The 12,822-nt window shown below is 69.5% G+C and carries 9 protein-coding genes, 1 tRNA gene and 1 pseudogene; 7 read left to right on the top strand and 4 right to left on the bottom strand.

Features of this window, described 5'->3' with window-relative positions:
* Positions 1 to 22: 22 nt before the first annotated feature.
* Together ESP51_RS04755 and ESP51_RS04750 are read left to right on the top strand one after the other, a co-directional pair.
* On the top strand, positions 23 to 1,324 hold the full coding sequence (locus ESP51_RS04755; RefSeq protein WP_129519751.1) for a UDP-glucose dehydrogenase family protein: 1,302 nt from the start codon (positions 23 to 25) through the stop codon (positions 1,322 to 1,324).
* Between the two features lie 4 nt (positions 1,325 to 1,328).
* Entirely contained in the window at positions 1,329 to 3,167 is a 1,839-nt protein-coding gene (locus ESP51_RS04750; protein ID WP_129519750.1) for a glycoside hydrolase family 15 protein, read from the top strand.
* A gap of 99 nt (positions 3,168 to 3,266) precedes the next feature.
* On the opposite strand, the gene ESP51_RS04745 is transcribed toward ESP51_RS04750, so the two are convergent.
* The 3 genes from ESP51_RS04745 to ESP51_RS04735 all read right to left on the bottom strand — a co-directional run bounded on the left by ESP51_RS04745 (position 3,267) and on the right by ESP51_RS04735 (position 7,005).
* A tRNA-Pro gene (locus ESP51_RS04745) sits at positions 3,267 to 3,343 on the bottom strand.
* 114 nt (positions 3,344 to 3,457) lie between these two features.
* Positions 3,458 to 4,435: a metallophosphoesterase gene (locus tag ESP51_RS04740; RefSeq protein ID WP_129519749.1), complete on the bottom strand. Its 978-nt coding sequence runs from the start codon at positions 4,433 to 4,435 to the stop codon at positions 3,458 to 3,460.
* A complete protein-coding gene (locus ESP51_RS04735; protein WP_129519748.1) occupies positions 4,432 to 7,005 on the bottom strand; it encodes a transglycosylase domain-containing protein in 2,574 nt (857 codons plus the stop codon). Before ESP51_RS04735 ends, ESP51_RS04740 begins: the two co-directional genes overlap by 4 nt.
* Positions 7,006 to 7,119: 114 nt before the next feature.
* Here ESP51_RS04735 and ESP51_RS20960 point away from each other — a divergent pair, with 114 nt between their 5' ends.
* The 3 genes from ESP51_RS20960 to ESP51_RS04720 all read left to right on the top strand — a co-directional run bounded on the left by ESP51_RS20960 (position 7,120) and on the right by ESP51_RS04720 (position 8,915).
* Positions 7,120 to 7,344 (top strand): Sp36 family protein, encoded by a 225-nt coding sequence (locus tag ESP51_RS20960; protein ID WP_129519747.1) that lies wholly within the window; start codon positions 7,120 to 7,122, stop codon positions 7,342 to 7,344.
* 2 nt (positions 7,345 to 7,346) lie between these two features.
* The gene (locus ESP51_RS20955; protein ID WP_129519746.1) at positions 7,347 to 7,817 is read left to right on the top strand and encodes a RidA family protein; all 471 of its coding nucleotides are present in this window, start codon (positions 7,347 to 7,349) and stop codon (positions 7,815 to 7,817) included.
* 228 nt (positions 7,818 to 8,045) lie between these two features.
* Positions 8,046 to 8,915 carry a hypothetical protein gene (locus tag ESP51_RS04720; protein ID WP_129519745.1) on the top strand — a complete coding sequence of 290 codons (870 nt, stop codon included), beginning with the start codon at positions 8,046 to 8,048 and terminating at the stop codon, positions 8,913 to 8,915.
* Positions 8,916 to 9,084: 169 nt separating this feature from the next.
* Here the strand turns inward: ESP51_RS04720 and acs are convergent, their stop codons facing one another.
* Positions 9,085 to 11,037, bottom strand: coding sequence for an acetate--CoA ligase (gene acs, locus ESP51_RS04715; protein WP_129519744.1), 1,953 nt, complete (start codon positions 11,035 to 11,037; stop codon positions 9,085 to 9,087).
* Between the two features lie 464 nt (positions 11,038 to 11,501).
* Here acs and ESP51_RS04710 point away from each other — a divergent pair, with 464 nt between their 5' ends.
* Together ESP51_RS04710 and ESP51_RS04705 are read left to right on the top strand one after the other, a co-directional pair.
* On the top strand, positions 11,502 to 12,590 hold the full coding sequence (locus ESP51_RS04710) for a TadA family conjugal transfer-associated ATPase (protein WP_129519743.1): 1,089 nt from the start codon (positions 11,502 to 11,504) through the stop codon (positions 12,588 to 12,590).
* Positions 12,587 to 12,822, top strand: a pseudogene (locus ESP51_RS04705) (hypothetical protein); the annotation flags it as partial. The gene ESP51_RS04710 and the pseudogene ESP51_RS04705, both read left to right, overlap by 4 nt.

Here is a 12,822-nt window from a genome sequence, read left to right as displayed (position 1 = left end):
CACGACTTCTCGAAGGAGCACTATGCGAATCTCGGTGATCGGTTGCGGCTATCTCGGTGCCGTGCATGCCTCGGCGATGGCCGAACTCGGCCATGAGGTGATCGGCATCGACGTCGACGAGCGCAAGATCGCCGCACTCGCCGCAGGGCGCCCGCCGTTCTTCGAGCCCGGCCTCCCCGAGATCCTCACCTCGGCGACCGCCACCGGTCGCTTGCGATTCAGCACCGACATCGCGGATGCCGCAGCCGCCGAGGTGCATTTCCTCGCGGTCGGCACCCCGCAGACCGCCGGCACCAACGCCGCCGACGTCTCGTACGTCGACGCCGCGTTCGAGGGACTGCTCCCGCACCTCGCCGAGGGCGCCCTCGTCGTCGGCAAGAGCACCGTGCCCGTCGGCACCGCCGCGCGGCTCGCCGGCCGGCTCGCCGAGTCGGCGCCGCACGCGAGCCTGGCATGGAATCCCGAGTTCCTGCGCGAGGGATTCGCCGTGAAAGACACGCTCGAGCCCGATCGGCTCGTCTACGGCGTGGCGCATGAGCACGTGACCTCCGTGCTCGACCAGGTCTACCGGGCGGCGATCGAGGCCGGCACGCCGCGACTCGTGACCGACTACGCGACCGCCGAGCTCGTGAAGGTCGCGGCGAACGCCTTCCTCGCGACCAAGATCAGCTTCATCAACGCCATGGCCGAGATCGCCGACGCCACCGGAGCGGATGTCACGGCCCTCGCCGACGCGATCGGGCACGATGCGCGCATCGGCCGGCGCTTCCTCAACGCGGGCATCGGCTTCGGCGGCGGCTGCCTGCCGAAAGACATCCGGGCGTTCACGGCCCGCGCCGAAGAGCTCGGTCGCGGCGATTCGCTCGAGTTCCTGAAGGAGGTCGACACGATCAACCTGCGGCAGCGAAAGCGAGTGGTCGACCTCGCCGTCGCAGCGCTCGGCGGTTCGGCGCACCGCGCGAGGATCGCCGTGCTCGGCGTCACGTTCAAACCCGAGTCCGACGATGTGCGCGACTCGCCTGCGCTCGACGTCGCCGTGCAGCTCAAGGGCCTCGGGGCCGAGGTGGTCGCGACCGATCCCGAGGGGATCGAGAACGCGAAGCGGAAGCATCCGCAGCTCACATACGTGGAGTCGACGCGCGAGGCGTTGCGCGGCGCCGACCTCGTCGTGCTCGCCACCGAGTGGCGCGAATACCGCGCGCTCGACGCCGAGGAAACCGCACGGCTCGTCGCCGGCCGGAGCATCATCGACGGCAGGAACGTCCTCGACCCCGCCGCATGGCGCGCGGCCGGCTGGACCTATCGGGGTCTCGGGCGTCCCTGAGCCGATGCCCCAGCCGATCGAGGGGTACGCCGTCATCGGCGACTGCCGCACCGCCGCGCTCGTGGGCGTCGACGGCAGCATCGATTGGCTGTGCCTGCCTCGCTTCGATTCTGCCTCGGTCTTCGGCGCGATCCTCGGCGGAGCCGACCATGGCGGCTGGATCCTGAGGCCCACGGATGCCGCGGCCACGATGATGCGGGCGTATGCACGTGACACGTTCACGCTCGTGACCCGCTGGACGACGCCCGACGGCGAGGTGGAGGTCACCGACCTCATGCCGCGCACCGATGGGCGGAGCGACGTGATCCGCCGGGTCCGCGGCATCCGGGGTCGCGTGCCGATGCGGCAGTCCCTTCGGGTGCGCTTCGACTATGCTGCTTCGCTGCCGTGGATGCGGCAGGTCGGCACCGCCGAGGCGCCCGCCCTGCTCGCCGTGGCCGGCCCCGATGCCCTCGTCGTGCGCGGGGCCGAGCTCGAAGCCCACGGGCACAGCCACGTCGCCGACTTCACGCTCGATGCCGGCGAGACCCTCGACCTCCAGCTCTCGTGGTTCGCCCCGCACGAGCAGATGCCGGCGCCGCTCGACGTCGACGAGGCGATCGCCGGCACCGAGCGCTGGTGGCGTTCGTGGGTGAGCGGATGCCTGGAGCCCGGCGCCTACGACGACGCCGTGCGCCGCTCGCTGCTCGTGCTGCGCTTGCTCACGCACGAGGACACCGGCGGAATCGTCGCGGCCGCGACGACGAGCCTGCCCGAGGAGCTCGGCGGCTCCCGCAACTGGGACTACCGCTACGTGTGGCTCCGTGACGCTGCGCTCACCCTCGAGGCGCTCATGCACCACGGCTACACGCGAGAGGCGCAGGCGTGGCGCCAGTGGCTGCTGCGGGCCATCGCGGGCGACCCCGCCGACGTGCAGATCATGTACGGCCTCGCGGGGGAGCGGCGCCTGCCCGAGTGGGAGGTGTCGTCGTTGCCCGGGTATGGCGGCAGCTCGCCGGTGCGGGCCGGCAACGCGGCATCCGAGCAGTACCAGGCCGACGTGTTCGGCGAGGTGATGATCGCGCTCGACGCGGCTCGTCACGTCGGGCTCGACGACGACGACTTCTCGTGGTCGTTGCAGGTCGCGCTGCTGGGGCAGGTCGAGCATAGCCTCGACCGGCCCGACAGTGGCATCTGGGAGATCCGCGGCGACGAGCGGCACTTCACGCACTCGCGGGCCATGCTGTGGGCCGCGTTCGACCGCGGCGTCTGCGCCGTCGAGCACGAGGGCCGGCCCGGGCCGGCCGAGCGCTGGAGGAAGCTGCGAGATCGGCTCGCCTCGGAGATCGAGCAGACCGGGTTCGACGCCGAGCTCGGCAGCTACGTGCAGTTCGCCGGCGCTCGCGAGGTCGACGCCGCGCTCCTGCAGCTCGCGCAGATCGGCTACGTCGCCTACGACGACCCGCGCATGCTCGGCACGGTCGCTCGCATCGAGCAGACCCTGCTGCGCGACGGACTCGTGCGCCGCTATCGCACTGAGACCGACGTCGACGGAGTGCCCGGCGACGAGAATGCGTTCCTCGCGTGCTCGTTCTGGCTCGTCGAGCAGTACGCGCACAGCGGGCGCCTGCCCGAGGCCGAGTCGCTCATGGAGCGCCTCCTCGGCTTCCGCAACGAGCTCGGCCTGCTCTCCGAGGAGTTCGACGTGCGGCATCGACGGCACGCGGGCAATACGCCGCAGGCGCTGTCGCACCTCGCGCTCGTGCGTGCGGCCGACGCGATCGCACATGCTCGCGGTGTCGTCGCCGAGTCGGCCCGGGCGAGCATCGCGCGCAGTTCGCGACGAATGGCGCCGGCGCGCTGAGGCTCTTGCCCGGCGGCGTCGACGCCCTCGGCACCGGCCTGCCGGAACGAGAAGAACCCCCGCCCGAGGGCGAGGGTTCTGCTCGTGCCTTGCGGCGATTGGTCGGGGTGACAGGATTTGAACCTGCGACCTCGTCGTCCCGAACGACGCGCGCTACCAAGCTGCGCCACACCCCGGTGACCCTCACGGGCCTCCACAAGGATAGCCGATAATTCAGGCCCGGCAGACCACCGCGAGCCGTTTGCGCGGCCGACGGCGATCGGATGTCGCGGCATCCGATCGGGCGATCGCTACTCCGTCGGCAGGAGCGTGAGCAGGGTCGCCTCGGGCGGGCAGGCGAAGCGCACCGGCGCGTAGATCGAGGTGCCGAGCCCGGCCGACACGTTGAGGAACGCGGAGCGGAGGCCGTGCCGCCACACGCTCAGCCCCTTCGCCTGTGAGCGGGGGATGTCGCAGTTCGTGACGAGCGCCCCAAGGCCGGGAACGCAGACCTGACCGCCGTGGGTGTGGCCGGCGAGGATCAGCTCGGCGCCGTGGTTCACGAATGAGTTGAGCACCCGCTGGTAGGGCGCGTGGGTCACGCCGATCGTGATGGTGGGGCGTCGAGTGGAGCCGGATGCCGCGTCGGGCCACGTCTCGTCGCCGAGCGGGTCTTCGGCTCGGAGCTCGTCGATCGCGCCCGTGATGAGGTCGAGCCGGTCGAAGCCCCTGTGCGGGTCGTCGACGCCGAAGAACTCGAAGTGCGTGCCGCGCAGGTCGAGGCTCGCGGCAGTGTTGTCGAGGTCGCTCCAGCCGAGGTCGGCGAGGTACGAGTGCAGGGCGCCGATGTCGAGCGGCTTCGCACGGGGAACGTAACCGGAGGGGCCGCCGAAGTACGCGAACGGGTTCTTGATGGTGGGCCCGAAGTAGTCGTTCGAGCCGTTCACGAAGACGCCCGCGATGCCCCGGAACGGCTCGAACGCCCGGCGGATGCCGTCGAGGCCGCGCTCGTGCCCGAGGTTGTCGCCCGTGTCGACGATGAGGTCGGGTTCGAGCGTGGCAAGGGAGCGCACCCACTCCTGCTTGTCACGCTGCCAGGGCGCCATGTGCAGGTCGGAGAGGTGCAGCACCCGGATGGGTGCGGCACCGGGCGGCAGCACCGCGACATCCGCTCGGCGAAGGGTCCACCTCGTGCGCTCGACGAGGCTGCCCCACGCGAACGCCGCAGCGCCGGCTGCGCCGATCGCCAGGGCGATCCGCGCAGCCGGCGGGAGGGAGGAACGGCTCAATCGTCGCCCGGCGGCACGATGCCGTTGCCCGGCCCGCCGTTGCTGAACGTGACCGTGACTTCGCTGCCGCGCTTGAGGGCGGTGCCCGGCGCCGGGTCCTGACTCGCGACGACGTCGGTGGGCCCGGGGTTGCCCGACGACTTCATCGTGAGTCCGGCTTGGTCGAGTGCCGCCTTGGCCTGTAGCGCATTCATACCGGTGAGGTCTGGCACCGTCGTGCCCTGGCCGTTGCTCGTGAAGACCCGGATCGTGCTGCCGCGGCCCGCCTCACCCGTGGGGTCGGTGCCGGAGACCGTGCCCGCAGGGAGGTTCGAGTCCTGCTGTCCGCCGTCTTCGAAGGCGAAACCGGCCTGCTCGATGGCCTGCTTCGCGGCGTCGAGCGAGAGCCCGGCGACCTGCGGAACGGCGACCATCACCTGGCGGAACGCGGCCGCGTCGGGCTCGGGGAAGGCGTCGCCGCCGTACTTGTTGTCGGCGACCTGCATGATCGACCGCCACATCCGGTGGCGCGCCGTCGAGGCTGCGCCGCTGTCGAACTCCAGGTCACGGAGGTTCGCGTCGCCGACGACATTGCCCACCCAGACCGCGGTCGCGGCCTTGGTGCTCGCGCCGATCATCCACGTGTCCTTCGCGCCGTCGGTCGTTCCGGTCTTGCCGATGTGCGGAACGTCGGTGCCGGTGTTCGAGGCGGTCGCGGTGCCGCCGCCCGCGAACGTACGCTGCATCGCGAAGGTCATACCGGCGGCGACGTTCTCGGGTACCGATTGGGTGCACGTCGAAGCGGGCGGCGGGATCTCGACGCCGTCGGCGTCGAGGATCTTGTCGATCGCGATCGGCGTGCAGGTGTTGCCCTTGTTCGCGATGCCCGCGAACGCAGCGGCCATCGTGACCGGAGCGATCTCCTGGGTGCCGAGCACGTCGGACGGGTTCATCGCCAGCTCGGAGTTGTCGGCGCGGTGGATGCCGAAGGCCTGCGCGGTCTGCTTGATCTTGCACAGGTCGAGCTGCTGCGCCATGGCCATGAAGCTCGTGTTCACCGACCACGCCGTCGCGTCGACGGCGTTGCTGGCGACGCGGCCGTCGTCGTTCCTCGGGTTGTAGCTGCCGGTCCAGTTGCCGGTGCAGCTGTCGGTGAACGAGGTGAAGGCCCGGCGCGAGCCATTGAACCGCTCGGTGAGGGAGTGCCCGGAGTTCAGCCACTCGGCGAGCGTGAACACCTTGTAGGTCGATCCGGGCTGGAGTCCGCTCGAGCCGCCGTAGTTGAAGTCGGTGCTGTAGTTGACCGAGGTGTACTCCGCGCTCGTCGCGGTCACCTCGGGGTCGCTCGAGAACTTCTTGTTCTGCGCCATCGCGAGGATGCGGCCGGTTCCCGGCTCCACGGTGACGGCGACCGAGCCGACGTCGAAGCGGGGGTCGGTGGTGGGCACGTTCTCGGCGATCGCCGTCTCGGCGGCGCCCTGCAGCTCGAGGTCGAGCGTCGTGAAGATCTGCAGGCCGCGCTGCTGCAGGAGCTCCCGGCCCTCGTCCTTCTCGGTCGCGGGGTCGTCGTACTGGTTCAGGATGACCCAGGTGACGTAGTCGCAGAAGTAGGCGCTGCCGCCGGCCGACTGGCAACCGGTGCTCGGCTCCTTGATGACAGGAGTCACGGGCGTCGCGACCGCGGCGTCGTGCTCCTCTTGCGTGATCTTCTTCTCTTTGAGCATCTGCTCGAGGATGTAGTCGCGCCGCTCCTTGTTCGCGGCGTACGGCGTGGGCTCGCCCTTGTCGTTGACGGAGTTGACGCCGTTGGTCTCGCTCTCGGGGTAGTCGAGCCGGAACTTCTCGGGGTGGTTCACGATGGCGATGAGGCTCGCCGCTTCGGGAAGTGTGAGCTCGGAGGCGTGCTTGCCGCCGAAGTAGTACTGCGAGGCCGACTCGATGCCGTAGACCCGGCCGCCGAAGGCCGCGATGTTCAGGTAGCCCATCAGGATCTCGTCTTTCGAGAACTCCTTCTCGAGCGCGATCGCGTAGCGCATCTCCTTGAGCTTGCGATCGGGCGAGGTCTCGGTGGCCGCATCGTAGGCGGCCTCCTTCTCCTCCTCGGTCGTCGCCTCGCGCACGCCGTTGTTGATGAGCACGTTCTTCACGTACTGCTGGGTGATCGAGGAGCCACCCTGCGTGGCGCCGCCGATCACGTATTCGTTGAGGGCGGCGCGCAGCGTGCCCTGGATGTCGATGCCGCCGTGCTCGTAGAACCGGGGGTCCTCACCGGCGATCGCGGCGTCTTTCACGTACTGCGAGATCGCCTCCCAGGGGACCTCCTCGCGGTTCTCGTCGAAGAACGAGGCGAGGTGGTACGGCGTGCCGTCTGGTGCGGCCGCGTAGATGTCCGTCTTCTCGGAGAGCTCGCCGATGTTGAGGTATCCGGGCAGGTTCTCGAACATCGAGATGCTGTTGTTCGCGGCCATGCCGGTGACAGCGAGGGCCGGGGTCACGGCTGCCGTGACGAGTACACCGGCGAGAGCACTCATGCCGACGAAACCGAGGATTCCCGTGCCGACGTCGCTCAACGTACGTTTTTGGGCAGACATATAGTGGAGCTTAACGGAGAAGGCTGGCAAATCGCGCTATGCACGGCGCATGCCGGAATCCGGCGCGACCCGCCGTCTCCCGCCTTCAACCCCACACCAGAGATGAGGAATCCCATGCCGGCCTGGGAGTACATCACCACCCCGCTGCTGATCCACAACACCGCTGCGATCCTGAACAACTGGGGCTCGGAGGGCTGGGAACTCGTGCAGATCGTGTCGGGCCCAGAGGGCGGCCTCGTCGCCTACCTGAAGCGCCCGGTGGGCGGGGAATCGTCGTCTGCGGCATCCGCCGGCGCTGCCGCCGCCGCCCAGGCGGCCAAGCAGTTCGAGGGGGAGTGAGCGTGGCGGCATACGAAGCCCGCATCGCGCAGCTCGGCATCGAACTGCCGGAGGTCGCCCCGCCCGTGGCCGCCTACGTCCCGGCCGTCATCACCGGCAGCTACGTGTACACCTCCGGACAGCTGCCGTTCACGGCCGGCGGCCTGCCCGCGACGGGCAAGGTCGGCGACCGCGAGGGGCTCGTGTCCGCTGCCGCCGCGAAGGGCTACGCCCGCACGTGCGCGCTCAACGCGCTCGCCGCGGTGCGGGCCGAGATCGGCTCGCTCGATCGCGTGACGCGCATCGTGAAGCTCGTCGGGTTCGTGGCATCCGATCCCGCGTTCACGGGCCAGCCGGGTGTCATCAACGGCGCCTCCGAGCTGCTCGGTGAGATCTTCGGCGAGGCCGGGCGCCACGCCCGCTCGGCGGTCGGCGTCGCGGTGCTCCCGCTCGACTCGCCCGTCGAGCTCGACCTCGTGGTCGAGTTCGCGTAGCCACACGCGCTGCATGACAGCCTGCCTGCGCGTGGGTGGTTGGCATGACTTCGCGCTGTTTGCATGACGTGTTCACGTGAACACGTCATGCAAACCGGGAAATGTCATGTGAAGTACGTCATATGCGTCGGCCGCGTGCTGTCCTGTACAGGTCGGCGCGGGCACGATGCTCGCACAGTCGGCGCCGATCCACCCGAATCGACGTGACACGGCGCGGAGACTCTCCGTGTGAGCCGACTCATCGCAGTCCTCGGTCCGTTCAAGGCAGCGCACCGCAATACGCTTCGCGCGGCAGGAGTGCGACCGCGCGAACTGCGCCGCGCGTTGGACGACGGCACCATCCGGCAACTCCGCCGCGACTGGTTCATCGCTCCCGACTGCGACGTGCGCGTCGTGCGTTCGCTCCACGCCGGAACCACGCTCGCCTGCACTTCTGCCGCCGCGGTGCTCGGCCTGTGGCATGTCGCGACTCCTGAGGTGCACGTGACGGCGTCCCGGCAGTGCTCGCGGGTTGACCGTTCACCGCTGCCGCGCCTCGGCAGCAAGCAGCCAGAGCTCCTCGTGCACTGGACGCGTCATCCGACGCGGGGTGCGGCGCCTCGGGCACGAGCGATCGTCGACGGCCTACCCCGGGTGTTGGGACAGATCGCCAGGTGCCAGCCGCTCGACCAAGCTGTAGCGGTCTTCGACTCGGCGGTTCGGCGAGGCAAGACGAGTATGCCTGAGCTACGCGCACTCGCAGCATCCGACGCCGCGATCTTGCGAATTGTTGATGAGGTGCATCCCCTGGCCGATACCGGTATCGAGTCGATTCCGCGCGTGCGTTTCGGGCAGCGCGGGATCGTGATGATTCCGCAGGTCGTCGTCGACGGGCATCACGTCGACGGGATGATCGGAGAGCGGCTCCTGCTGCAATTCGACGGGTTCGGTCCGCATCGTGAGCGGAAGCAACGGAACAAGGACCACCGCGAAGATGGTCGGCTGGTGCGGTCGGGCTACATCGTGCTGCGCTACAGCGGCGATCAGTTCCAGTACGAGTGGCGTCTCATCGAGACCACCGTGCTCGCGATCATGGCGCAAGGCCGCCACCTCTGGTGACGGTTGGTCCCCGGGTGCTTGCGCGCCCTCGGTTCGTCGTGGCGTGCGGTGGATTGCATGACGACGGCCTGATTGTCGGACGTGTGCACCTGCACACGTCATGCAATCAGGCCGAAGTCATGCAATCAGTCGGCCGGCCGCGGCATCTGTCGCCTCGCCCCGACCCGGGTCAGCGCACCTGCGCGCTGATGACCTGCATGATCGACGTGTCGGCGAGCGTCGTCGTGTCGCCGATCTCGCGGCCCTCGGCGAGGTCGCGGAGGAGCCGGCGCATGATCTTTCCCGAGCGCGTCTTCGGCAGCTCGTTGACGATGAAGACCTGGCGCGGACGGGCGATCGCGCCGATCTGGGCGGAGACGTGCCGGCGCAGCTCTTCGCTCGCCTCGGCGGGATCGTTGATGCGCTCGGCCTGGCTCGCCTTCAGGATCACGAACGCGACGACCGCTTGCCCCGTGGTCTCGTCTGAGGCGCCGACGACGGCGGCCTCGGCGGTCCACGGGTGTGCAACCAGCGACGACTCGATCTCGGCGGTCGAGAGCCGGTGGCCCGACACGTTCATGACGTCGTCGACGCGGCCGAGCAACCAGATGTCGCCGTCCTCATCGCGGCGGGCCCCGTCGCCGGCGAAGTACTTGTCGCCGAACTTCTCCCAGTAGGTCTCCTTGAACCGCTCGGGATCGCCCCAGATGCCGCGGAGCATCGATGGCCACGGCTCGGTGACGACGAGGAGTCCGCCGCCCTCGCCCTCGACGGGAGTGCCGTCGTCACTCAGGATGTCGACCGAGATGCCCGGGATCGGCACTTGCGCGCTGCCGGGTTTCAGGTCGGTTATGCCGGGCAGCGCCGAGATCATGATCGCGCCGGTCTCGGTCTGCCACCACGTGTCGACCACGGGAATGGAGCCGCCGCCGATGACGTGGCGGTACCAGATCCAGGCCTCGGGGTTGATCGGCTCGCCGACCGACCCCAGGAGGCGGAGCGAGCGCAGGTTGAACGCCTGCGGGATCTGCCGCCCGAGCTTCATGAACGAGCGGATGGCGGTGGGCGCCGTGTAGAGGATCGAGACCTTGTACTTCTCGACGATCTCCCACCAGCGGCCCGGATGCGGCGTGTCGGGCGTTCCCTCGTAGACCACTTGGGTGGCCCCGTTCGCGAGCGGACCGTAGACGACGTAGGAGTGCCCGGTGATCCAGCCGACGTCGGCGGTGCACCAGTAGACGTCGGTCTCTGGGTGCAGGTCGAAGACGTTCTTGTGCGTGAACGCGACTTGCGTGAGGTATCCGCCGCTCGTGTGCAGGATGCCCTTCGGCTTGCCGGTGGTGCCGCTCGTGTAGAGGATGAACAGCGGATGCTCAGCCGTGAAGCCCTGCGCCTCGTGCTGTGCCGAGGCATCCGCCACCGTCTCATGCCACCAGAGGTCGCGACCGTCGGTCCACGGCACCTCGTTCTCACCGCGGCGCACGACGAGCACGTGCTGCACGCTCCCGGCGGTCTTCGCGATCGCCTCGTCGACGGTGGGCTTCAGGGGGAAGACCTTGCCCTTGCGGTAGCCGCCGTCGGCGGTGATCACGAGGGATGCCTCGGCGTCGTCGATGCGGGATGCGAGGCTGTCTGCGCTGAACCCGCCGAACACGACCGAGTGGATGGCGCCGATGCGGGCGACGGCGAGCATCGAGACGATCGCCTCGGGGATCATCGGCAGGTAGATCGCGACGCGGTCGCCTTCTCCGACGCCGAGCTCGGTGAGCACGTTCGCCGCTTGCTTCACCTCGGCGGTGAGTTCGGCATAGGTGATGTCGCGGCTGTCGCCGGGCTCGCCCTCCCAGTGGATGGCGACGCGGTCGCCGAGGCCCGCCGCGACATGCCGGTCGAGGCAGTTCACCGCGACGTTGAGCTCGCCGTCGTCGAACCACTTCGCGAAGGGTGGGTTCGACCAGTCGAGGGTGCGGGTGAACGGCTTCTCCCAATCGAGCAGCTCACGGGCCTGGTCGGCCCAGAAGCCGAGGCGGTCGGTGCGCGCGGCTTCGGCGAGGTGCTCGTCGGCGACGGCTTGGGCGGCGAACTCGGGACTCGGGCGGAATCGCCTGATCTCTTCGAGCGCGTGATCGATCTGAACGGTCATGATTGTCCGGTCGCTCCTTCGCGAATGAATTCATGGTTGGGTCGCCTGCCCCAATCAGCACCTTACCCGCCGCTTCGGCGCGTTCAGTAACCGCTCGTTCAGCCGACGTCGTACGCTGTACCTATGCCACCCAAACGGGGGCTACCTGTGCCTTTGCCCACAGAATTCTGTGTGTCGGCACAAATGAGGACAAAAAATGCTTGCGCATTGGTTCTCAGGCCGTATGCTGAGTACCGCCCGAACACTCGTTTCGTGGCCTGCAGCGCTTGTGATTCCCCCCAATCCCTGCGCTGCCGAGGCGGCACCTGTTCCCCCCAATGGGTGCCGCCCCCTTTCGTTAACGGGCACTGCTTCGGTGGTGCCGGCGGGTCGAGTCCTCCTCCACAACGGTGTGGGGGAGGCTCTTTCCGTATCTGCCCGGCGACGGATGCCTCGGCGCCGATGCGCGTGCCTACGCTCGCCGCATGAGCATTCCCTTCGTCGCCACCCCGTCGTGGCAACCTGAGCCGGCCGAGTCGACGCCGGGTCTCTCCGCGCGCACCGCAATGCCGGCGGAGGCCGGGCCGGGAGCCGCCGCGGCATCCGGTGCCGCCTCATCGACCCCTCGCAACGGAGCGCCGGGCGCCGCGGCGACCGACCTCTCCGTGCTCGGAGCACTCGAGCCGTTCGCGGCGGCCGGTCCGGTCACCGACCTCTTCGTGAACGGCGCATTCGGCCTGTGGATCGATCGCGGCGCAGGCGCTGAGCGGGCGTCGGCCTGGTCGGCCGACGAGGCCGAGGTGCGCTCGCTCGCCGTGCGGCTCATCGCTCGCGGGGGCCGGCACATCGACGAGGCGACCCCCGCCGTCGACGTGCGCCTCCGGCGCGGCATCCGCGTTCACGCCGTGCTCCCGCCGGTGTCGAGCAGCGGAACCCTCATCTCGGTGCGCGTGCCCCGGGCTGCCGGCTTCTCACTCGCCGCGCTCGCCCGTGCCGGCATGCTCGACGCCGCGCAAGAGGCCAGGCTCCGCGAGGCGGTCGCGGCGCGCGAGAACCTGCTCGTCACGGGGGCCGGCGGCACCGGGAAGACCACGCTGCTCTCGGCACTGCTCGGCGAGGCGCCCGCGCGTGAGCGCATCGTCGTGATCGAAGACGTCGCCGAGCTCCAGGTCGCCCACCAGCATGTCGTCGGCCTCGAAGCCCGGCAGGCGAACCTCGAGGGCAGCGGCCGGGTCGGACTCGACGCCCTGCTTCGCGAGGCATTGCGCATGCGCCCCGACCGGCTCGTCGTCGGCGAGTGTCGTGGTGCCGAGCTCCGCGAGCTGCTCGCCGCGCTCAACACGGGCCACGACGGCGGCGCGGGCACGCTGCACGCGAACTCGCTCGCCGACGTTCCGGCGCGGCTCGAGGCACTCGGTTCCATCGCCGGGCTCTCGCCCGACGCGGTCGCGCGCCAGACCGTGAGCGCCTTCGATCTCGTGCTCCACCTCGAACGGGCAGGGGGCAAGCGCCGGCTCGCCCAGCTCGGCCGGTTCCGGCAAGACGGCGACCGGCTCGCTGTCGAGCCGTTATGAGCATGCACGGGCTCGCTGCTCGCGCCATCAGAGGCGTCATCGCCCTCCGGCGACGGCCCGATCCCGCCGCGGAGGTCGATGCGATCGCCGCGATCACCGAGCGGTTGGCCGTGCTGCTCGCTGCGGGCGTCTCGGCATCGACGGCGTGGAGCCATGTGGGGGAGCCGGCGCAGCCGGGCGGCGGCGCCCGCGCGGTGCCCGCCGCGGCATCCCTCGCCGACGCCGCGGTGCT

The organism is Agromyces albus, from assembly GCF_004134825.1.
In the GTDB taxonomy this organism is placed as follows: Bacteria; Actinomycetota; Actinomycetes; order Actinomycetales; family Microbacteriaceae; genus Agromyces; species Agromyces albus.
This window is presented reverse-complemented; position numbering and strand designations above follow the sequence as displayed.